Genomic DNA, 20,779 nt, shown 5'->3' with positions numbered 1-20,779 from the left:
TTTGGCAAATAGAACCGAGGGGGTTATACGGCGCGTATAATCCCCTCTTTTACGTTTTGAGTTTCATGTCCGAAGACACCACCACGCCGCCGACCGAATGGGGCCCTATGCGCTCGTTCGGCCGGATCAAGTCGCGCAAGCTCAAGCCCTTGCAGGCCACTTTGTTTGATACCCTGCTGCCGGAGATTGAGGCCACGGATGAGCGTGTGGCCCTGGCCCTGGCGTCTGGCCGTGACATCTGGCTGGAAATCGGCTTTGGCGGCGGCGAACATCTGGCGGCGCAGGCTTTGAAGCACCCTGACGTGACCTTCATAGGCTGTGAGCCCTTTCTGAATGGCGTCGGTTCGGTGCTGCGCCATATCGAGGACGGCGGTCTGAAAAACGTGCTGATCCTGGCGGGTGATGCACGTCCCCTGCTCGATAAATTGCCGGATACTGCCCTGAGCCGTATCTTTATCCTGTTTGCCGACCCGTGGCCGAAGGCGCGCCATAACAAACGCCGCTTTATCCAGCCGGAAACCGTTGCCACCTTTGCGCGCGCCCTGAAACCCGGCGGTTCGGTACGGTTCGCCACCGATTGGGCCGATTACGCCGACTGGGCGCTGGAACGCTTTCTGGCAAATCCCGATCTCGACTGGCGTGCCGGATCGCCCGCCGATTGGAACAATCCGCCCGCGGATCACGTCACCACGCGCTATGAGGTCAAGAAACTGGGCGATTGCGCGCCGGTGTTCCTCGATTTCTACCGCCGTTAAGATAAACTGACATCGCCTTTTCACAACTGCGTGATGTAGGCCCTAGCCAAGCCGCAAAAAGTAAGACATCGTTAACCCTGTTCATGTGGGGGATGACGTATGGAGCGGTTGCATAAGGTTTCGGCGGGTTTTGTCTTCGCCTTTCTATGCCTGCACTTCGCCAATCATTTTGTCGGTTTGCTGGGTATCGACGCGCATCAACAATTTATCGAGGCCGCACGTCTGGTTTACCGTCATCCGGTGGTGGAAATGGCGGTGCTGTTGGCCTTCTTCGTGCAGATCCTGACCGGCGTCCCGCTGATCATCGAAATCTGGACCAAGAAGAAAGATGTCATCCATCAGCTTCAGGCGGCGTCAGGCCTGATCATGGTTGTCTTTCTTTTGGGCCATGTCGGCTGGATCGCGGCGGCGCGTCTCATTTTCAATCTCGACACCAATTTCACCTTTGCCGCCGCCGGTTTCAGCCCGCCCTATACCTATGCCGCCTATGGTTTCTATGGCGCCGGCGTCTTCTCGCTGTTCGTCCATATGGGCTGCATTCTCTATGATATCTTCAAGAAGTCCAACAAGCCTATTGGCTGGGCCTTCCTGATCGTCACGGTTGGTATCGGCGGCTACGTGACCTACCTGCTTTTGATGATGTATTCCGGTCATCTCTATCCGGTGGTCATACCCGAAGATTACCAACACCTGCGGCCGCTTTGAGGGCGCTCATGAAATTCCGCTTGGCAAACGGGAATGGCAGGCCTATATAGCTCACCAACATGTCCGATTGCCGAAAGGCGACGGCGGCGGCCATCAGAGCCTGCCGCCTTTTTTATTGCTTAAAGAAGTCAAACTATTGCGCGCCAAAACCACTGAAGAACGCAAATTGCTTGAGGTATTCGATCCGCTCGCTGAAGAGATGGAACTCGATATCGTCCGCGTGCGCCTGCAAGGCTCACGTGATCCCGGCGGTTCGCGCTTCCTCCAGATCATGGCCGAGCGCAAGAGCGACGGCGATATCAATGTGACGCAGTGCGCCCGCCTGTCGCGCGCCATCTCCGCCTATATCGATGAAGTCGATCCCATTCCCGGTGAGTTCACGCTTGAGGTGTCGTCGCCCGGTATCGACCGTCCGCTGACCCGCCTGAAGGATTTCGAGACCTATGAAGGTCTTGAGGCCCGTATCGAACTCGACCGTCTCGCCGAGGGCCGCAAGCGTTTCCGTGGCATTCTGGCCGGTATCGAGGATGATCATATCGCCATCGACCTGGAAGGTGAGGCCGAAACCGCCCTCATGCCATTCGACTGGGTGGTTGAGGCCAAGCTGATCCTCAATGACGAACTTCTGAAACGCGGCGCCGAGGCCAAGGCTGCGCGTGGTGAAGAAGATGATCTGGAAGACGAAGACTTTGATGACGACGACTTCGAGGATGAAGACGACCTCGAAGACGACGCTGCAAATGAAAATGACTAAGCTCATTTTCTTCGCAATTTAAACTGTATTGCCGATTTGATCTTCGACCAAATCGGTGGGCCAACGACGATAAATAAGGAACTCACATGAGCTTCACCGGTATCAGCGCCAACCGTCAGGAACTGCTGCAAATTGCAGAGGCTGTCGCGCGCGAAAAATCGATCGACAAGTCCGTGGTCATCGCCTCCATTGAGGAAGCGATCCAGAAGGCCGCCCGTTCGCGTTACGGCGCCGACCATGACATCCGCGTCTTCATCGATCCGAAGTCCGGTGAAATGACCATCACCCGCCACGTCACCGTGGTGCCGGATGAGGAACTGGAAAACGAATACGCCCAGAAGTCGCTGACCGAAGCGCTCAAGGACGACAAGGAAGCCTTCGCCGGCAAGGAATATTCCGAAATCCTGCCGCCGTTCGAACTGGGCCGCGTCCAGACCCAGATGGCCCGCCAGGTCGTCACGCATAAGGTGCGTGAAGCCGAGCGTGAGCATCAGTACGAAGAATTCAAGGACCGTGTCGGCGATATCGTCAACGGCACCGTTCGTCGCGTCGAATACGGCAATGTCATTGTCGATCTCGGCAAGGGCGAAGGCATTATGCGCCGCGATCAGTCGATCCCGCGCGAAGCCTTTCAGGTCAATGATCGCATCCGCGCCTATATCTATGACGTGCGACGCGAAACCAAGGGCCCGCAGATCATGCTCTCCAGAGCGCACGGCGGCTTCATGGCCAAGCTGTTCGCGCAGGAAGTGCCGGAAATCTATGACGGCGTGATCGAAATCAAGTCGGTGTCCCGCGACCCGGGTTCGCGCGCCAAAATGGCCGTGCTGTCGAATGACAACTCGATCGATCCGGTCGGCGCCTGCGTCGGTATGCGTGGTTCGCGCGTTCAGGCCGTCGTGGCCGAACTGCAGAACGAAAAGATCGACATCATCCAGTGGTCGCCCGATGAGGCCACCTTCATCGTCAACGCCCTGGCCCCGGCCGAAGTGTCGAAGGTCGTGCTCGACGAAGAAGAAGACCGCGTCGAAGTGGTTGTGCCTGACGAACAACTGTCGCTGGCCATCGGCCGTCGTGGCCAGAACGTTCGCCTCGCTTCGCAACTGACCGGCTGGCAGGTCGATATCATCACCGAGTCGCAAGACTCCGAGCGCCGCCAGAAGGAATTCGCCGAACGCACCGCCCTGTTCCAGGAAGCGCTCGATGTCGACGAAGTCATCGCGCAACTGCTGGTCACCGAAGGCTTCACCTCGATCGAGGACCTGGCCTTCGTTGATGAAAACGAAATCGCCGTCATCGAAGGCTTCGATGAAGACACCGCGTCCGAACTGCAGGCCCGCGCCCGTGACTTCCTGGAACGCGAAACCGCTGAACAGGATGCCAAGCGCAAGGAGCTGGGCGTTGAGGACGGCGTGCTCGATATCCAGGGCGTGACCATGCCGATCGCCGTGGCGCTCGGCGTCGCCGGCGTCAAGACGATCGAAGACCTCGCCGATCTGGCGACCGACGAAATCCGTGGCGGCTTCGAGCAAAAGGGCGGCGAGCGCGTGCGCGTCCCCGGCGCGCTGGAATCGTTCAACCTGTCGGTGCCGGACGCTGAAAACCTGATTCTCAACGCCCGTATCGCGGCCGGCTGGATCGAAGCCCCGGTCGTGGAAGAGGTTGAGGAAGCCTACGAAGAGGGCGATCTCGCAGCCGACGCAGATGCTGAAGTGACCGATCTTGAAGTGGAAGGGGGCGAAGCTGATGCAGACGCCACCACCGAACAATGAGTTCGCGCCACTAACCCACATCGACTCCGATACCGGCTCCGCCTCTGATCAAGAGGCGGAGGATGCGGTCCTGTGCGAAGACGCCAAGGGCCGCATCCTGCAACGCCGCGATATCGCCACCGGCAAGACCGTCACCACCGATGGCCTGCTGCGCTTTGTCGTGTCGCCGGAAGGCGTGCTTACGCCGGATATCGCCCACAAGCTGCCAGGACGCGGCATGTGGATCGAATCGAGCCGTGCCGCCCTTGAAATCGCGCTGAAAAAGAACATATTCAGCCGTGCGGCCAAGCGTCAGGTGAAGGCCGACCCCCAAACCATACCTTTGGTCCATGATCTGTTACGCCGCCGCTGTCTTGATCTTCTCGGTCTGGCGCGTCGTGAAGGCGGGATCGTCAATGGCTTTGAAAAGGCGCTCGCCACCGTCAAATCGGGCAAGGCGGGCTGGATCATCGAAGCTTCGGACGGTTCGGAAGACGGCCGCAAGCGTATTTTATACGCCGGCAGCCAGCAAACCCCCTCGCCAAACGTTTGCGGAAGCTTTAGTAACGCCGAATTAAGTTTGGCTTTAGGCACAGAAAATGCCATACACGTCGCACTCCTGTCGGGGCGGCGCGTGCAGCGTTGGTCTTTAGAGATGAAAAGACTGTCGGGATTTGAGCCCCTGGTGCCGCAAGGCTGGGGCCGGAGACCGGAGCCATAGGCGCTTTTTTAGCGCACGACGACGAGTGTTAGTTCCTCTGCCTTGACTGTTACGGCCACGGTGACGATCTCCGCTCGATAGGGTTGCGACGGCTGACGCCTTTGTCAGACGTTACAACCCTGATATATTTTTGAAACAGAAGTCCGGTACTTTGGTCGGATTTCATAAGGGTTAGTAAGCAGCCGGATGAGCGACGACGATAAGAATAACGACCAGCCACGCGAGCGCGCACCGCTCACGCTGAAGCCGCGCGTAGGCGGCAATGTTTCGACGGGCACCGTCAAGCAGAGCTTCAGCCATGGCCGCTCCAAGACGGTGGTGGTGGAAACCAAGCGCCGCATCAGCGCGCCTGCTCCCGGCAGTCAGCCCCAGCACGTCCGTCCGTCCGCGCCGGAGGTAAACCGTCCGCAACAGACCCAGGCGCCGCGCCCGGCCCAGTCGTCGCAACGTCCGCAAGGCGGCAATGCCGGCGGTCTGCGTCAGGAAGAACAGGACGCCCGTCAGCGCGCCCTGCAGGCCGCGCTCGCCGAACAGGAACGCAAGGCCGCCGAGGCTCGCGCTGCCGCTGCACGTACCGCTGCGGCTGCCGCCGCTGCCGCGCAAGCCGCACCGACGCCGCCGCCAGCGTCAACGCCTGCCTCAACCATTGTGCCGCAAGCGCCGCAACCTACGACGGCTGCTCCCGCTGAGGCGCGTGTCGAAGCCGCGCCTGCACCGGCTGTGACGCCTTCGGCGCCGCAACCCGTAGCGCCAGCGCCCAAGCCGGCCGCACCGGCACAACCCGCCTTCCGCAACGAACGCGCCCCGCGCTTTGAAGCACGCCCGGGCGGTGATCGTCCGCAAGGCGATCGCCCTCAGGGTGACCGTCCGCAGGGTGGTTATCAGGGCCAGCGCAGCGATGCGCGCCCAACCGGCGAACGCACGCCTTATCCGTCGCGTGATCCGAACACCTCGCGCCCGCCTTACCCACCCCGTGATGGCCAGCGCACAGATGCGCCACGTGGTGATCGTCCGCAAGGCGATCGTCCGTTCACCCCGCGTGACCCGAACGCCCCGCGTCCGCCGCGCGATCCGAACCGTCCGTTCACGCCGCGCGATCCGAACGCACCGCGCCCGCCGCGCGATCCGAATGCGCCCCCGCGTGCCGATCGTGGCGAAACCGTGCGTTACAACGTCAACTCGCCGCGTCCGCCGCGTCCGGGCCAGGGCGTTTCCGCCAATGCGCCTTCGGCGCCTGAAGTCGACCGTATCCGCTCGACGCGCGGCGCCACCGGTGCCGTCAATAAGACGCCCGAGCAACGCAAGGCCATCGATGACGAGGAAATCGCACGCGGCAAGCGTGGCGGCAAGGGTGGCGCAGCCGCCAAGGCCGTGTCGCAGACCCGTGGCGAACCCAAGCGCCGCGAAGGCCGCCTGACCCTGCAAGCCGTTGTCGGTGACGACGAGGGCAGCGCCGATCGTATGCGCTCGCTGGCTTCGGTCCGCCGCGCCCGTGAACGTGAGCGTGAAAAGCGCAAGGGCAACACGACCGAGCAGGCCCGCACGGCCCGCGAAGTCATTATCCCTGACATCATCACCGTGCAGGAACTGTCCAACCGGATGGCCGTGCGCGCCGTCGATATCATCAAGTTCCTGATGCGTCAGGGCATGATGCTGAAGATCAACGACGTGATCGACACCGATACCGCCGAACTGGTGGCGTCTGAATTTGGTCACACCGTCAAGCGCGTGTCGGAATCCGACGTTCTGGAAGGCTTCATCGACGCCGAAGACCACTCGGACGACACCGTGTCGCGTCCGCCCGTCGTTGCCGTCATGGGTCACGTCGACCACGGCAAGACGTCCTTGCTTGACGCCTTGCGTTCGGCGGATGTGGCGTCTGGCGAAGCCGGCGGCATCACCCAGCACATCGGCGCCTATCAGGTTCGCCTGCCAGCCGGTGAAAAGGTGACCTTCCTCGATACGCCGGGCCACGCCGCCTTCTCGGCCATGCGTGCCCGTGGCGCCAACGTGACGGACATCGTCGTGCTGGTGGTGGCGGCGGATGACGGCGTCATGCCGCAGACGATCGAAGCCATCAACCACGCCCGTTCGGCCCATACGCCGATCATCGTGGCCATCAACAAGATGGACAAGCCGGGCGCCAAGCCTGAGCGCATCATCAACGAGCTGCTGCAACACGAAATCGTCGTGGAAGCGCTCGGCGGCGACACGCAGGTGGTTGAGGTTTCGGCCAAGACCCGCGTCGGTCTCGACAACCTGATCGAAGCCATCCTGCTGCAATCCGAAGTGCTCGATCTGCGCGCCAATCCGGACCGCACAGCCGAAGGTATCGTCATCGAAGCCAAGCTCGACAAGGGTCGTGGTCCTGTGGCCACCGTTCTGGTCAAGCGCGGCACGCTCAAGCGTGGCGACATCGTCGTCGCCGGTTCGTCGTTCGGTCGCGTCCGCGCCCTGATCAACGAGCGTAACGAGCAACTGAGCGAAGCTGGTCCTTCGGAGCCGGTGGAGATCCTCGGTCTCGACGGCGCGCCCGATCCGGGTGAAGCTTTCGCCGTGGTCGAAAACGACGCCCGCGCCCGTGAAATCACCGAGTACCGCGAACGTGTCCGTCGTGAAAAGACGCTGGCTCCTGTCGGCGCCGTCTCGCTCACCGACATGATGAGCAAGCTGGCCGACAAGAAGGTCAAGGAACTGCCGCTCATCATCAAGTCGGACGTTCAGGGTTCGGGCGAAGCCATTGTCGGTTCGCTGGACAAACTGGGCACCGATGAAGTGCGTGCGCGCATCATTCACTCGGCCGCCGGCGCCATAACGGAATCCGACGTGCAACTGGCCAAGGGTTCCGGTTCGCCGATCATCGGCTTCAACGTCCGTGCTTCCAAGCAGGCGCGTGACCTGGCCGAGCGTGAAGGTGTCGAGATCCGCTACTACGCCATCATTTATGATCTGATCGACGACATCAAGGGCGTGCTGTCTGGCATGCTGGCGCCGATCCAGCGCGAAACCTTCCTCGGTAACGCCGAAATCCTCGAAGTCTTCGATATCTCGAAGATCGGCAAGGTGGCCGGTTGTATCGTCAAGGAAGGCAAGATGCAGAAGGGTGCGCGCATCCGGATCATCCGCGACGATGTGGTCATTCAGGAAATGGGTCTTCTGTCGACGCTCAAGCGCTTCAAGGACGAAGTCAACGAGGTGCAGGTGTCGCAGGAATGCGGTATGGCCTTCAACGGCTTCCACGATCTCAAGAAGGGCGATTTCATCGAGTGCTTCACGGTCGAGGAAATCAAACGCACACTTTAATCTTCAAAAAGTCTTTGGCCCGCCTCGTGCGGGTCAAATGCTTTTTGGGGTTTGAGTTCGCTTGAGCTTCTGAGAGTGTTACGGGGTGTGGGGTCTGCGACCCCACGAATTTTTGATTAGAGATCGCAAATGCCAGCCATAATCTATAAGCAGGGCGACCTTCTCGTGGCACCTGAGCGCGTTATTTGCCAGGGTTGCAATGCTTTAGGTAAAATGGGCGCGGGCATTGCGGTGCCCATTAAAAATAAATACCCGGAAGCTTTCAAGGCCTATCGCTCAACCTATGAGCAACAAGGTAACCGGCTAGATTTAGGACAGTCTATATGGGTCGATTGCTCAGATGGGCGAACTGTCATTAATGCCGTCACGCAGGAGATTTACGGGCGTGATCCAAATGTTGTTTATGTGAGCTATGAAGCCGTGCGGCAAATCATGCGTGACATTGATATATGGGCAAAGGCGCAACAAAGCATGCCCTACATCGCCTTTCCAAAAATCGGGGCAGGACTGGCGAATGGTGATTGGGAAGTGATAGCGAAGATTATCGAGGACGAAGCTAAGAACTTTCAACCGGTCGTTTACACGCTATAGGATAATTGCTTTCTTCTGAAACCTTTGACTTTTCGCAAGCTTTATCGCCTATAACCTGCTCATGCTCGACACCACAGACTTTGACCCCGCCCATTACGTCCTGATCATCAAGTGCCCGGATACCCGTGGCATTGTGGCCGCTGTTTCCGGTTATCTGAATGACAACGACATTTCGATTGTCGAGTCGGCGCAGTTCAACGATGCTTTAGGCGACATGTTCTATGTCCGTGTCGTCTTCAAACAGGCCGGGCCGAAAATGCCGCCGATGGCCACTCTGCATGATGGTTTCAAACCGATCGCCCACCGTTTCTCGATGGCCTGGGACATCTATAACCTGTCGAACAAGCCCCGGGTGCTGATCGCGGTGTCGAAATTTGGCCACTGCCTGAATGAACTGCTCTACCGCTGGCGCTCAGGCCTGCTGCCGGTCGATATTGTCTGCGTCATGTCCAATCATGATGATATGCGCTCGCTGGTCGAATGGAGCGGCATTCCTTATGTCTGCCTTCCCACGAAAGGCATCGATAAGGCGGCGCAGGAGGCTGAGTTCCTTAAATTAATCGAGGACTATCAGGCCGATCTGGTCGTGCTGGCGCGCTATATGCAAATTCTCTCGGACGATCTGGCGCGCAGGCTGGAAGGCCGCTGCATCAATATCCACCATTCGTTCCTGCCGAGCTTCAAGGGCGCCAAGCCCTACCATCAGGCCCATGCGCGTGGTGTGAAGATCATCGGCGCCACGGCGCACTATGTCACGTCCGATCTCGACGAAGGCCCGATCATCGAGCAGGACGTTCAGCGCGTCCACCATGGCCTGACACCCGAACAACTGGTGGCCATCGGTCAGGATATCGAAGCGCGCGTTCTGGCCCGCGCTGTCACCTGGCACGCCGAGCGCCGCGTGATTATCAACGGCTCGAAAACGGTCGTTTTTTCCTGAAGCGTCAGATTATCCACAGACGTTGTTATTCGAAACCGTCTCTACCCAAGGTTAAGACTTGATTAAGGCTATTGCGCACCGCAATATCAACAACGAATCGTTGTTGCGTAAGCCTTTCCCTTCATATCTTCAGCTTTGAAAGGCCGGACCCCATGTTCGAGCTCGCGCCTGACGTCGTGCCTCATACGCGAATAATTCCCGCCAGACGCCCTCCCAAAAAGGCTGCTGCTCCCGCACTCGCTATCACCGCCTATGCGGAACATGACGGTATGGGGATGGGCACGCTGAGCGATGGTTCGGGCTATCTGACCCAGCGCGGACTGGCGCATTTATGCGGTGTACAGAATGCTCATATCGGCACGATCAGCCGCGACTGGCAGAGCGACAAACCGCGCATCGTTGCCATCAGGACGCGTCTGGAACGTCTCGGACATGAACGCGAAGCCGCGCATCGGGTGCTGATCTGGGACGGTCGGCGGCAGTATAGCTACGATCCGGCGGTCTGTGAGGCCATTCTCGACTATTACGCGCTGGAGGCCGGCGATCATATCCAGGCCGAGGCGCAGACCAACCGCCTGCGTTTCAAGCGTGTCGATCTCGGGGGCTGGATCGTTGACCAGTTCAAACCGAAGCCTGAACCCGAAGCGCCGATGCCCTTGAAATTCGTTCCCCTGGCGACACACGCGCCTGAAACCTTCGAGGCGGTTGACGCGGTCATCCTCTATATATGCGGACTATACGCCCTGTCGGTGTGGATGGCGGCCACCTACTTTGAGGGGCTCAAGCAAAGGGCGATGAACGCTTCGTGGAATCGTCTGGGGCTTTATCTGCCGCTCAAGGCCATGCTGGAAATTCAGGCGGAGGCCATACTCCGCGCGCAAAAAAGTCTGTCTTTTTAAGACAGACCTATCGGCTTGTGCGCCGGCCGGTTGATCATGTCACACCGGAATAGCCAGCACCGCGGGTGCCTGGTGACACCTGCGGCGCGGCGCTTGTCAATTATCAGGCGATCTGGTTTTCGCCCAGCCATTCAAGCAACTTCGCCTTCGGCATGGCGCCGACCTTCATCGAGGTCATCTGACCATTCTTGAACAGCATCATGGTCGGGATGCCGCGCACGCCGAAGCGCGACGGGGTCATCGGGCTATCCTCGATATTGATCTTGGCGATCTTGATCTTGTCGCCCAGGCCCTCGGCCAGTTCTTCGAGGATTGGCGCGATCTGCTTACACGGGCCGCACCATTCGGCCCAGAAATCGACCAGAACAGGCGTGTCGGACTTCAGGACATCGGCTTCAAAGCTTTCGTCGGTGATCTTGTGCGTAGCCATGGATTTTAATCCTTAGGTCGCTTTTGGGAAAAACGCGCGACGGGACGTTGTTACAGTTTCGACTTCATAGGTAGTGAATAGGCGACCATAAATCAACGACTCAAAATTTCGCCAAGCCTGAGATTTACTAAAGCATCGCTTAAGGGCGTCAATCTTGGTCCATCCGTCCACAAAAGCGCCGCCTCAACCTGGTGGTTCGGATAGATCTGCCGCAGTAAGGCGACATAACCGGCCATCTGGCGCTGGTAGGCGATGGCGGCGCCTTCCGCCGTCTCCGGCGCCGGGCGGTTCGATTTGTAATCGATAATGACGACGCGGCTATCGGTCACCACAAGCCGGTCGATTCGGCCCGACAGCATGATCTCGTCGCCGCGCCCGGTTCTGCCAATGCCACCGGCCAGTGCTATTTCGGGGCGCGATTGCGGACCAAAAGCCTCGGCAAAACGCGCATCGTTGAGGACCGTCATCACCGCCTGTGCCATTTCGCGGCGCTGATCATCGGTGAGATCGGCCTGGCGCTCCAGATAGCGCGCTGCCACCTCAGGGCGCTTGTCCGCCGCGATATCGGGCAGGATTTCAAACAGCTTGTGGATCAGGATACCACGGCGATAACGGCCAAGGCCATTATGCGATTCCAGCGGCGACGGCGCGCGTTCGTTCTCTTCGCGGTCTTCGTCGCCCATCTGCGAAATCGCCGCCCAGCGCTCCTTGCCGCGTTCGCTATCGACATCGGCCTGCGCCACGAGTGCGGTCACGAAGTCCGGCAGGATGACCTCGGGCGCCAGCACCGCCGCCTCGGCGCTCAGCAGGGGCGAACGGGCGCCGTACAGCGTCACCACCGCCTCTTTGATTTGTTCCTCATCATCGAACGGTGCTTTCAGGGCCATCGGTTCCAGCGTGGTCTCCGGCAGACGCGCAAAGGCATCGCTCAGCAAGTCATACCATGGCGCGAAGGCGTTGTTCTTGCCGGTCGCCTTCTTGCCGGCATAGCCGCACAGGGTCAGGCGGTCACGGGCACGGGTCAGGGCCACGTAGAGCAGGCGCAGGCCTTCCTGCTCGTCCTTCAGCGCCTTGGCCGCCCGGATGGCGCTGATATTGCCCGTATCCTGCTTGCGGCCGCCGATACAAAGATAGAGCTCTCCGCCTTCGCCCCGCAGCAGGAGATCGTCCTTGTTGGCGCTGGTGTGCTGCGGCCCGATCGGCAGGATGACCCACGGCGCTTCCAGCCCCTTCGAGCCGTGAACGGTCATGACGCGCACCGAACGGCCGCCCTCTTCCTGCTCGCGCTTGATCTGCGCCGCCTTGAACTCGAACAGATCAAGACAGGCGGAAAGGCCGCTATCGCCCACGCCTTCGCCTTTCAGCGCCAGGGCCAGGGTTTCTTCCAGCACATCCTCGCATTCATCGCCCAGACGGGTCAGGAAACGCTGTTTGATCGAGCGTCCGGCGTCATCGCGGCGATTAAGCACGCGCGCCAGAAAATCAAAGGCGGTCAACTGGTGCGCCGCGCGATGCGCCCATAGCAGAAGCACACGCGCTTCGGCGAAACGGCCGTCCGTATCGGTATGATCGAGCAAAGCGCCCCACAGAGGACCTTCGCGGCCCTGCGCCAGACTATAAAGGTCGTCCTCACTGAGATCGCATAGCGGACTGCGCAAAACGCAAGCCAAAGACAAGCTGTCATTGGGCTGCAGGCAGAAGCGCATCAGGGCGCGCAGGTCCTGAAAGGCGATGTGGTCGCCCAGTTTCAGCCGGTCAGCGCCGGAAACCGGCACACCGGCGATCTTCAGTTCACGGATGATATGTTCAAACAGATGGTCGCGTTTGCGCACCAGAATGAGGATATCGCCCGCATGGAGCGGACGCGACGCCTCGGTTTTCTTGGTATAGACGCTGCGGCCAGCTTCGATCTCGGCCTTGATGGTGGCCGCCAGTTGCCGTGCCAGCCGTTTCGACGGCGGTTCGTGCGACGGGGCATCGACCGGCGCGACATCGGCGTCATCCGCCGTGACCTCCGGTGCCTTGATCGGGCGCACCAGCGGCCATAGCTCGACCAGACCCTTGTGAGCGTTGCGCTGCGCCTTGTGCACGATCGTATTGCCGGTGAAATTGAGCGCATGAGACAGATCCGGCGCCGGGAAGACGGCGTCGACGAAGCCGAGAATCTCCGGCAGGGTGCGCCAGCTTTCGACCAGATCGGGGGCGACGAATTTTTGCTCAGCGGCGCGCACCTGAGCATCGAAATATTGGCCGGCATCAAGGAACTTATCCGGCTGTGCGCCCTGAAAACCATAGATCGACTGCTTTTCGTCACCCACGGCAAAGACGGTGCGCGCCAGATCCGACTGGCCGCGCCCGGAGAAAAATTCCGCCGACAAAGCCTTTACGATAGCCCACTGATCCTGCGAGGTATCCTGCGCCTCATCGACCAGAATATGCTCCAGCCCGCCATCGAGCTTGAACAGCACCCAGACCGACATCAGGTGATCGGACAGCAGGGCCTTGGTCTTGTTGATCAGGTCCTGGAAATCGAGCGCGCCTTCCTGACGTTTCTGCGTTTGGTAGATGGCGCTGAAAATGGCGAAGAGGCGCAGGCCATCGAGCGTGTTTTCAGCGATTTCCGCCGCCTTGAGGCGTTGCATCAGATCAGCGACATCGATCGCCAGGCGGTCCATCAGCAGGGCGTCGGCGGCACTGGTTTCCTTGGTGTACGGGCTTTTGCGCGGCTCGTCCTTTTGCGTGAAGAACACCGTCTTGAGCACGTCGAAATCGAGTGGCTTACCGGCCATCTGCGCCTCGATCAGCGTCAGGAAGGCCGCCCCCGCCTTCTGATTGGTGCTGGTGCTGCCCGCCATCAGTCCGGCGGCGAGATCACGGATCAGTTGCCACTCCAGCCGGTTTTCATAGGCCTCAAGGCAGGCGTGTGTCGTGCAGACACCCTCCAGCCCCAGACTGACAAACAGGTCATGTGCCCAGTCGCCTTTGGCCTGAAGCGCGTCAAAATGCGCTTTGATGTCGTCGTGCTGATGTATGAACTGCTGTAATAACCGCTCGAAGCCCATAACCTTGAGCTTGCGGATCAGTCGGTCGCGCGCCGCCATCACCTCAGCCAGTTCCGGCGTATCGAGCGTCAGCAGACCGGCGCTGGCCTTTTCCGACAACTGCCCGCCGATCAGATCGTCCAGCACTTGAAAGGCGGGTGATAGACCGGCTTCGAGCGGGAAACGGCGCAGCAGCTTTTCGCAGAAACCGTGCAGTGTCTGGATTTTCAGACCGCCGGGCGTTTCCAGCGCCTTGGCGAACAGGGCGCGCGCGCGCGGCAGATCGTGCACCGCCTCATCGATGCTGGCCAGGTCACGCGCCAGTTCATCATCGGCCGCCACAGCCCAGCCGCCGAGCCGCTCGAACAAACGGCCCTGCATTTCAGCGGCGGCGGCCTTGGTGTAGGTGACGCACAGGATACGTTCGGGTTTGGCGCCGCCCAAAAGCAGGCGCGCCACACGGTTGACGAGGGTCGAGGTCTTGCCGGAGCCGGCATTGGCGGTCAGGAAGGACGAGGCTTTCGGATCGGCCGCTATATTCTGAGCGTTCGGATTTTGGGCGTTCATGCCTCTTCCTCCGCTTCCGCAGACTCATCATCGCCCAGCACGCTCCACTCATAGAGCCGTGCCAACTGGTCGTAATCGCCGCCGCGCACCTTGAGGAACTGTGGCGCGGTCCATGACAGGTAGGGTTTGGAAGGCTCGGCATAATCTTCAAGCCGGCGTTTCAGGCTGGCCAGCGCCGCTTCGGCCAGATCATTGGCGTTTTCGCCCTTTTGCACGGCGGACTTTTCGGTCGTGCTGTCGGGCGACACCCGCACATAGATCAGGTCGCCGATCGGCTTATCGCCATCGATGCCGGCAAAGCCACCATGGCGCAGGATCGCCGCGGTCAGGGTCAGTTGCGGATAGAAGCCGGCGGTTACCTGTTTGGCAGAAGGCGGCTGGCCGGTCTTGAAATCGAGAATATCGACGCCGTCCTCGCGCACCTCGATGCGGTCGGACTTGGCGATCAATGTGAAATCGCCACCCGCCGTAGCCATCACCAGTTCACCGCGTTCCTCGATGCGCAATCTTGGTCTTGCCGCACGGCGCTCCGCCTCGAAGGCGACGAATTCGCGCGCCAGATCCGGCAGGAGAGGCCGTTGCAGCGCCATCTGCGACGGTGACAGGTGCGTGGCGGCAAGCTCTTCCTCCAGCATGGCGGTCAGGCGGCGCACGCCTTCCGGGCCCAGCACGTCCTCCGCCGCAAAGCGCTCAAGGCTCTTGTGGATGGCGGTGCCGCGCTGGCGCGCCTCGACCGGCTCATTGGGGCGGTCCATCGGCCTGAGGCCCAGAATACGTTTGGCATAGATGGCGTAAGGATCGCGCACAAACACCTCGACCTCGGTGACCGACATGCGGTCGGGTCGCACGGCCACCGGTGGCTTTGGCGCCGGGCGCAGAGCGGGGCGGAGCAGGGCGGGCTTGCTTTTCAGGCCACAATCCAGCGCGCGTGACCAGGCAAGCACCTCCGGCCGCGTTTCGATCTTGATGCCTGCGCCGTCGCACAGGGTTTGCAAGCGCCACAGCCAGCGCGACGCCACCTGTGGCTCACCTTCACGGCGATGCCGCGTGACAAGGTAGACCTCCGGCGCTGTGGCCGCCTGGACAAAATCGTGCGCTGACAGGCCGGTGCGGCGCTCGGGTGTCGGCAAGCCCAGCTTCTGGCGCATCGGGCGGGAGAGAAACGGGTCCATATCCGGCGCCTGCGGCCACACGCCTTCTTCGAGACCAGCCAGAATCAGCCGGTTGGCCTTGACGAGGCGCGCTTCGATGGCGCCGAGAATGAGCAGGCGCGGGTGGGTATTACCGCCGGTGCGCACCTTGCCCTTGCCGATCAGATGACCGAGAATATCGTTGACTTCGCGCTGGCTGCTGACCGTAAAGCCGGCGCTTTCGCGGATCAGTTCGGCCAGCATTTCCGAGGCCTGCGCGCCGGGTGCTCCTGCCCACAAGACCTGCCCTTCATCGGCCGCCAGACGTTCGGCCAGTGCGACAACGCGAACAACGGCCTCGCTGAGTTCGCTCGGCGCGGCCGCGATGGCCGACTGCATCAGGCCAAGATAGTCCGTCCACAGATCAAGTGCTTTTTCATCCGCAGCCAGGGCAGCCGTAATCGCATCCGTATCGTTGGGCGTAGCGCCGCGCAAAGCCCTGGTTTCCAGCCCGTACAGGCCCTTATGGCCCGACAGACGGCAATAGGGGTTCTGCAGCAGGCTCAACAGCCGCACCGGATCGTGTGGTGTCTCCATCAGGCTCAGCAGATCGAGCAGGAAACGCCCGGTCAGGCTGTTCGAGAGCGGCTCACCGGCCGAGGAATCGGGCTGCAAACCCCAGCGCGACAAACGCGCGGCCACGCGGCGCGACAGGGTAATATCAGGCGTGATCAGCGCCACCACCTTGTTCGGTTCTTCCAGACATTCGCGCATCAGAAGCGCGATAGCCGAGGCCGCCTCTTCATCGCGCGCCGTGTGGATCTCTACCAGCCCCTTCAGGCCTTCCGTGAGGGTGTCGCCCTCTTCGGCCCTGAGCACGGCGATTTGTGCCAGCCAGTCCTTGGTGGCCTCGGCGGGACGCAGCGCTTCATTGATCAGGCGGCGGCGGGCATCACCCTTGCGGTCGGCTTCCATTGAGGCTGGCCAGGTATGGATCTGGTCGCGCGTCACCTCATGGCGGTCGAGCGTACGCTTCATCGTGCCTTGCGGATGCGATTCCTCGATCTGCGCCCAGACATCTTCGGCGAGGTGGAGATCGAGCCCCGGCAGGACCACGGCCCCCAGCGGCGCTTGCGCCACCACATTCATCAGGTCGGCCATCGAGGGTGCAGAGCCGGTCGAACCCGCCAGAATGAGCGGCGTATGCGGCGGATGCTCCGTCCACTGATTAACCAGACGGCGGATCAGGGTCACCTGCCGTTTTGATGGGTCCATCAGGCCCAGGTCATGCAGGCGTTTCGGCCATTGGCGCACGGCTACATTGAGGAATTTCGCCGAAATCTGCCAATGGCTGGCCCAGCCTTCGAGCGCATACTGGTCTTCGCCAATACCCGAGACGAGATTTTCCAGTTTGCCGACCGCATCAACCTCTTCCAGCGCCAGTGAATCGAAAAAGCCAGCCAGGCTGTCGGCCAGTTCGAGCGCCAGTCGGGCGGAAACCTCGCGGCCTTCGAGCCCGTCATATTCAGCCGTGATCAGGCGCGCCAGCTCGAAGCGACGGCGCAAGGGGGAAAGCGCCGGCGGCAGATCAAGTCCCAGCGCTTCGAGATCGAACGGCGGCTCGCCTTCATCGAGATCGCCGATGGCGCGGATCTGTGGCAGCAGCAAGGCCCCACCGCGCGCCTGCTGCGAAAATGACCGCGCCATCGAACGCGCGCCGCGCCGTGTGGGGGTCAGGATTTGCGCTGTCGAGAGCTGGTCGCCGAGAGATTGACAGATGCCCTTGGCCAGATCGTTGAGGAAGCACCGCCCGGACGGGATGGTGAACCAGCGCGGTCCTTGTCTGGCGAAAATATCGTTCATGACCTAAGGCGCGCCTCGGCGGCATCGCGCGCTGCCGGATCACCGACATGCATCCAGTCGCCGGTCATGACGCTGCCGTGCAGACGACCTTCAGGCGCGAGTCTGCGCCAGATTTTCGACAGGGAAAAAGCCGCTTCATCGACACCATCGACGATCTGCGGTCTGGTGATCTGCACGCCCATATAGGCATAGGGCGCCTGCGCCGCCTCGCCGCGAAACCGTAAGGCGGTGCCGTCCAGAAAGAAGTCGCCATGGCCGTCGAAGCCCATGGAGCGCGCAAGCGGGGCCAGCATTAGGGCGGCGTCCATGGTCTCAGGGTTCCACATCTGCGCCAGATCCTTCATGGCGTCATGACCGGCGTCCTCCAGCCAGACGCTGTCGGTATTGACCACCCAGACCGGATCATCGCCGAGCAGGGGGCGGGCTTTTTTCAGGCCACCACCGGTTTCCAGCAGGGCGTCGCGTTCATCGGAAATAAGGATATCGAGATCGCTGCGCGTTTTCAGATGGGCTTCCAGCTTGTCGGCGAAGTAGTGGACATTGACCACGAAACGCTTCGCGCCGGCCGCCTTGAGACGATCAAGCATATGGTCGATCAGGGTCCGCCCCGCGACCTCGACCAAGGCTTTCGGCTTGTCATCGGTCAGAGGCCGCATCCGCGTGCCGAGGCCGGCGGCCAGAATAAAGGCGGTTTCAGGGGCGCGTGTCATGATATCAGCCTGTCGTTGAAGCCATAGCGGCCGAACCAATCGCGCAAGCCCTCCATGCCGTCGGCACGAAGATTGCGGCTTAGGTGCCCCAACATGCGCGGCATGAAGGCCGCATATTTCGGTTTGTGATCCCGCGTCACCAGACGGGCGAATACGCCGAGGATGCGCGCGGCGTTAAGCGTGGCCAGCGCCGTATAGTCGCGCATGAAGGCGGCGCGATCGACCTGCGGACGCAATTTGAAATAATGATCCAGACACAGGGCTTCCAGCTCGGGCGACACATCGCGGCGGGCGTCCTGCAACAGCGACAGCAGATCCCAGGACGGGTGCGCGCGCAGGGCATCCTGAAAATCGATCAGACCCACGCGCTGAATGCCTTCGCGTTCTGGCAACCACAGCAGGTTTTCGGCGTGGAAGTCGCGATGGATAAAGACGGTTGCGCCGGCTTCGGCGCGTTGGCGCAAGGGCGCCCACAGCGCTTCCCATTCAGCCAGGGCCGTCGTATCCAGCGTGCAGGCCGGATCATAGTGCGGATACCACTCGGTGAAGACCTCGGCGCCTGTTTTCAGCGCCAGATCGTCATAGGCGAGCAGGGGCCAGCCGCCCGGCAGCACGTCCGGCGGCGTCACCGCGTGTAGCTTGGCCTGAACCTCGATGGCTGCCAGATAGAGCGGCGCTGCGTCCTGCCCCTGGTCGATCAGGGTCACAAAGACATCGGCGCCCAGATCTTCGCTGATCAGCAGGCCATTGCCTGAGTCCACCGCGATGATGTCCGGTGCCGATAGTCCTTGCGTCCGCAAATAGTCGGCCACCGCTACAAAGGCCTCGATTCGCCCGCCAGAAAGGCGCGCCAGGGCGAAATAGCCCGAAGTCCGCCGCTCAGATTCGCTTTCTCCCGGCCGGCAAGGCTCTGCTCCCGGCACGGGCGGCTGATCCATCAGCATAAAGCTTTGACCATCGGCGCGTACCAGACGCTCGTAGCGTCGCGTTGAGGCGTCACCGGGCAGGGGCTGGCGCATGGCGTCGGCAAAACCGGCATCGCTCAGGAACCGTTGTTTAAGACTTTCACGATCTGAAACGTTGAAATCCGGCATTATGTTTCTGAAGCGCCCATGCGGTGTTATCGTGACCTTTCGGCCCTGATCCCTATCGGCTTCTTCTAGGATGATATCGAGGCGATCGTCAAAGCCCAAATGACCCAGCCGCTCCGGCCATTCGATCAACAAAACGCTATAGGCCAAGGCGTCGTCGAGCCCCAGTTCATAAGATTCTTCCGGCGCTTTCAGGCGATAGAGATCGAGGTGGGCGATCTGAAAATCCGCTGTGTCATAGGTCTGCATCAGGGTAAAGGTCGGCGACGGCACGTCTTGATCAGAACTCGTCAGTGTACGGATCATTGCGCGTGCCAGCGACGACTTGCCCATGCCGAGACCGCCACGCAGATAGACGATATCGCCGCTTTTAAGCTGGGGCGCGAGGCGTGCGCCCAGATCGATTGTGGCGGCTTCATCGGGCAAATGCAGGGTTTGGGCTTTGGTGAGATCAGGCATGAAACGGCTCGTCGGGATGGGCTTGCAGCGTCTGTTCGACATAGGCCTTAAGGCTGTCCGTGTCCAACCCTTCGGTCTGCGGCGCGATCACCGGCCCCACGGTCAGGTCGAAACGCTTGCCGGCCTTGTTGAGGAACTCATGGAACAGGGTGATGTCGCGCAGTTCCTGTGAAAAACGGTTGAACAGGTGAAACCAGACGCTGTCCGGCCCGGCAAGGTGCATCGGCACGATGTCCGCGTTATATTTCTGCGCCAGCGATACAGCGGTCGGAGCCCACGCCGGATCGACCAGCCGGCCCTGAGCATCGCGCCTGGCCAGCCGTCCGGCCGGAAACATGACGACGCAGCGTTCGGCCTCGAAAGCGGCCTTCGCCCCTTGCAGGGTGGCGCGGGTTTTGTCGCGGGTGCGCTTGGCCTCGACCCACTCCACCGGAATAAGCGCCTCGGCGAAGCGCGGATTGACGCGCAGGGCGTCGGCATTGGCGAAAAAGATGGCGTCAGGCCGGCGCTTCAGGAGGGCGTCATAGACGGCGATGCCATCAGCGATGCCCGTCGGGTGATTGCAGACGACGACGCAGCGGCCGGACTGTGGCACGCGCTCAAGACCGCGGGTGACCACCTCAAGCGACAGCAGTTTCGAGACGTAATCGAGGCTTTCCGCACCGCCCTTGTGCGCCACCGCATCGGCCATGCGCACGGCCTTATGGCGCCCCAGGAGGGCATAGAGCACGGGCTGCGCGACAGGCCAGACGGGCGAGGCCACCAGCCCTGGTGCCCGCTCATGGATCAGTTCGTCGATAATATGCCGTGTCGCCATGGCCCTTGGTAGACCTGTTTGCCCGATCTGAGCAAGCACTCGGCAGGCCCTTGGCAATCACGCCGCATCCCTATATGACGGGTTCATGCCCGATAGCCTTGCCAAACCGCTAAGCGTAAAACCTGTCAGCGAAGATCGTCGCCGTCCCAAGGCGCTGCTGCCCTATGTCGCTCTGTGGGTCATGGCCATAGGGTGTGTGGTTTTTGCCCTGTGCACGATGTTTCTGCAGCGTTAGGGCGCTTATCCGTTCAT

At 60.9% G+C, this 20,779-nt stretch carries 16 protein-coding genes; 10 read left to right on the top strand and 6 right to left on the bottom strand.

Annotated elements, in window-relative coordinates; translation table 11 throughout:
- Window positions 1–65: 65 nt before the first annotated feature.
- The 9 genes from trmB (at window position 66) to B060_RS0105025 (ending at window position 10,419) form a co-directional block, all read left to right on the top strand.
- The gene (gene trmB, locus B060_RS0105065) at window positions 66–755 is read left to right on the top strand and encodes a tRNA (guanosine(46)-N7)-methyltransferase TrmB (RefSeq protein WP_018080677.1); all 690 of its coding nucleotides are present in this window, start codon (window positions 66–68) and stop codon (window positions 753–755) included.
- Window positions 756–854: 99 nt separating this feature from the next.
- A complete protein-coding gene (locus B060_RS0105060) occupies window positions 855–1,460 on the top strand; it encodes a hypothetical protein (RefSeq protein WP_018080676.1) in 606 nt (201 codons plus the stop codon).
- A 136-nt stretch (window positions 1,461–1,596) separates the two neighbouring features.
- Window positions 1,597–2,214: a ribosome maturation factor RimP gene (gene rimP, locus B060_RS0105055; RefSeq protein WP_026172608.1), complete on the top strand. Its 618-nt coding sequence runs from the start codon at window positions 1,597–1,599 to the stop codon at window positions 2,212–2,214.
- Between the two features lie 86 nt (window positions 2,215–2,300).
- Window positions 2,301–3,986 carry a transcription termination factor NusA gene (gene nusA / locus B060_RS0105050; protein WP_018080674.1) on the top strand — a complete coding sequence of 562 codons (1,686 nt, stop codon included), beginning with the start codon at window positions 2,301–2,303 and terminating at the stop codon, window positions 3,984–3,986.
- Window positions 3,961–4,686 carry an RNA-binding protein gene (locus tag B060_RS0105045; protein ID WP_018080673.1) on the top strand — a complete coding sequence of 242 codons (726 nt, stop codon included), beginning with the start codon at window positions 3,961–3,963 and terminating at the stop codon, window positions 4,684–4,686. The genes nusA and B060_RS0105045 overlap by 26 nt, the downstream gene beginning before the upstream one ends.
- A 186-nt stretch (window positions 4,687–4,872) precedes the next feature.
- A complete protein-coding gene (gene infB, locus B060_RS0105040) occupies window positions 4,873–7,989 on the top strand; it encodes a translation initiation factor IF-2 (protein WP_018080672.1) in 3,117 nt (1,038 codons plus the stop codon).
- Between the two features lie 129 nt (window positions 7,990–8,118).
- Window positions 8,119–8,580, top strand: a complete 462-nt coding sequence (locus B060_RS23880; RefSeq protein WP_018080671.1) for a macro domain-containing protein — start codon at window positions 8,119–8,121, stop codon at window positions 8,578–8,580.
- 61 nt (window positions 8,581–8,641) lie between these two features.
- Entirely contained in the window at window positions 8,642–9,520 is an 879-nt protein-coding gene (purU, locus tag B060_RS0105030) for a formyltetrahydrofolate deformylase (protein ID WP_018080670.1), read from the top strand.
- Window positions 9,521–9,672: 152 nt separating this feature from the next.
- A complete protein-coding gene (locus tag B060_RS0105025) occupies window positions 9,673–10,419 on the top strand; it encodes a hypothetical protein (RefSeq protein ID WP_018080669.1) in 747 nt (248 codons plus the stop codon).
- A gap of 103 nt (window positions 10,420–10,522) precedes the next feature.
- Here B060_RS0105025 and trxA read toward each other — a convergent pair whose 3' ends face one another.
- The 6 genes from trxA to B060_RS0104995 all read right to left on the bottom strand — a co-directional run bounded on the left by trxA (window position 10,523) and on the right by B060_RS0104995 (window position 20,527).
- Window positions 10,523–10,849, bottom strand: a complete 327-nt coding sequence (gene trxA, locus B060_RS0105020; RefSeq protein WP_018080668.1) for a thioredoxin — start codon at window positions 10,847–10,849, stop codon at window positions 10,523–10,525.
- Window positions 10,850–10,941: 92 nt separating this feature from the next.
- Entirely contained in the window at window positions 10,942–14,457 is a 3,516-nt protein-coding gene (gene addA, locus B060_RS0105015; RefSeq protein ID WP_018080667.1) for a double-strand break repair helicase AddA, read from the bottom strand.
- Window positions 14,454–17,450 (bottom strand): PD-(D/E)XK nuclease family protein, encoded by a 2,997-nt coding sequence (locus tag B060_RS0105010; protein WP_018080666.1) that lies wholly within the window; start codon window positions 17,448–17,450, stop codon window positions 14,454–14,456. Before B060_RS0105010 ends, addA begins: the two co-directional genes overlap by 4 nt.
- Complete coding sequence (locus tag B060_RS0105005; protein ID WP_018080665.1) at window positions 17,447–18,160, bottom strand: nucleotidyltransferase family protein; 714 nt, start codon at window positions 18,158–18,160, stop codon at window positions 17,447–17,449. The genes B060_RS0105010 and B060_RS0105005 overlap by 4 nt, the downstream gene beginning before the upstream one ends.
- Window positions 18,157–19,710 (bottom strand): N-acetylmuramate/N-acetylglucosamine kinase AmgK, encoded by a 1,554-nt coding sequence (gene amgK / locus B060_RS0105000; protein WP_018080664.1) that lies wholly within the window; start codon window positions 19,708–19,710, stop codon window positions 18,157–18,159. The genes B060_RS0105005 and amgK overlap by 4 nt, the downstream gene beginning before the upstream one ends.
- The gene (locus B060_RS0104995; RefSeq protein ID WP_018080663.1) at window positions 19,703–20,527 is read right to left on the bottom strand and encodes a GNAT family N-acetyltransferase; all 825 of its coding nucleotides are present in this window, start codon (window positions 20,525–20,527) and stop codon (window positions 19,703–19,705) included. Before B060_RS0104995 ends, amgK begins: the two co-directional genes overlap by 8 nt.
- Window positions 20,528–20,612: 85 nt before the next feature.
- On the opposite strand from B060_RS0104995, the gene B060_RS27105 reads away from it, so the two are divergent.
- Complete coding sequence (locus tag B060_RS27105) at window positions 20,613–20,762, top strand: hypothetical protein (protein ID WP_018080662.1); 150 nt, start codon at window positions 20,613–20,615, stop codon at window positions 20,760–20,762.
- Window positions 20,763–20,779 lie beyond the last annotated feature (17 nt).

Origin of the sequence: Asticcacaulis benevestitus DSM 16100 = ATCC BAA-896 (genome assembly GCF_000376105.1) — a bacterium.
GTDB classification, from domain to species: Bacteria; Pseudomonadota; Alphaproteobacteria; order Caulobacterales; family Caulobacteraceae; genus Asticcacaulis; species Asticcacaulis benevestitus.
Note: the sequence above shows the minus strand (reverse complement) of the source record. Positions and strands in the feature narration are given on the sequence as shown.

What these genes read in the sequence shown, in the direction of transcription:
- trmB (WP_018080677.1), top strand. Translation starts at nt 66, where the DNA reads ATGTCCGAAGACACCACCACGCCGCCGACCGAATGGGGCCCTATGCGC.
- B060_RS0105060 (WP_018080676.1), top strand. Translation starts at nt 855, where the DNA reads ATGGAGCGGTTGCATAAGGTTTCGGCGGGTTTTGTCTTCGCCTTTCTA.
- nusA (WP_018080674.1), top strand. Translation starts at nt 2,301, where the DNA reads ATGAGCTTCACCGGTATCAGCGCCAACCGTCAGGAACTGCTGCAAATT.
- B060_RS0105045 (WP_018080673.1), top strand. Translation starts at nt 3,961, where the DNA reads ATGCAGACGCCACCACCGAACAATGAGTTCGCGCCACTAACCCACATC.
- infB (WP_018080672.1), top strand. Translation starts at nt 4,873, where the DNA reads ATGAGCGACGACGATAAGAATAACGACCAGCCACGCGAGCGCGCACCG.
- B060_RS23880 (WP_018080671.1), top strand. Translation starts at nt 8,119, where the DNA reads ATGCCAGCCATAATCTATAAGCAGGGCGACCTTCTCGTGGCACCTGAG.
- purU (WP_018080670.1), top strand. Translation starts at nt 8,642, where the DNA reads ATGCTCGACACCACAGACTTTGACCCCGCCCATTACGTCCTGATCATC.
- B060_RS0105025 (WP_018080669.1), top strand. Translation starts at nt 9,673, where the DNA reads ATGTTCGAGCTCGCGCCTGACGTCGTGCCTCATACGCGAATAATTCCC.
- trxA (WP_018080668.1), bottom strand. Translation starts at nt 10,849, where the DNA reads ATGGCTACGCACAAGATCACCGACGAAAGCTTTGAAGCCGATGTCCTG.
- addA (WP_018080667.1), bottom strand. Translation starts at nt 14,457, where the DNA reads ATGAACGCCCAAAATCCGAACGCTCAGAATATAGCGGCCGATCCGAAA.
- B060_RS0105010 (WP_018080666.1), bottom strand. Translation starts at nt 17,450, where the DNA reads ATGAACGATATTTTCGCCAGACAAGGACCGCGCTGGTTCACCATCCCG.
- B060_RS0105005 (WP_018080665.1), bottom strand. Translation starts at nt 18,160, where the DNA reads ATGACACGCGCCCCTGAAACCGCCTTTATTCTGGCCGCCGGCCTCGGC.
- amgK (WP_018080664.1), bottom strand. Translation starts at nt 19,710, where the DNA reads ATGCCTGATCTCACCAAAGCCCAAACCCTGCATTTGCCCGATGAAGCC.
- B060_RS0104995 (WP_018080663.1), bottom strand. Translation starts at nt 20,527, where the DNA reads ATGGCGACACGGCATATTATCGACGAACTGATCCATGAGCGGGCACCA.
- B060_RS27105 (WP_018080662.1), top strand. Translation starts at nt 20,613, where the DNA reads ATGCCCGATAGCCTTGCCAAACCGCTAAGCGTAAAACCTGTCAGCGAA.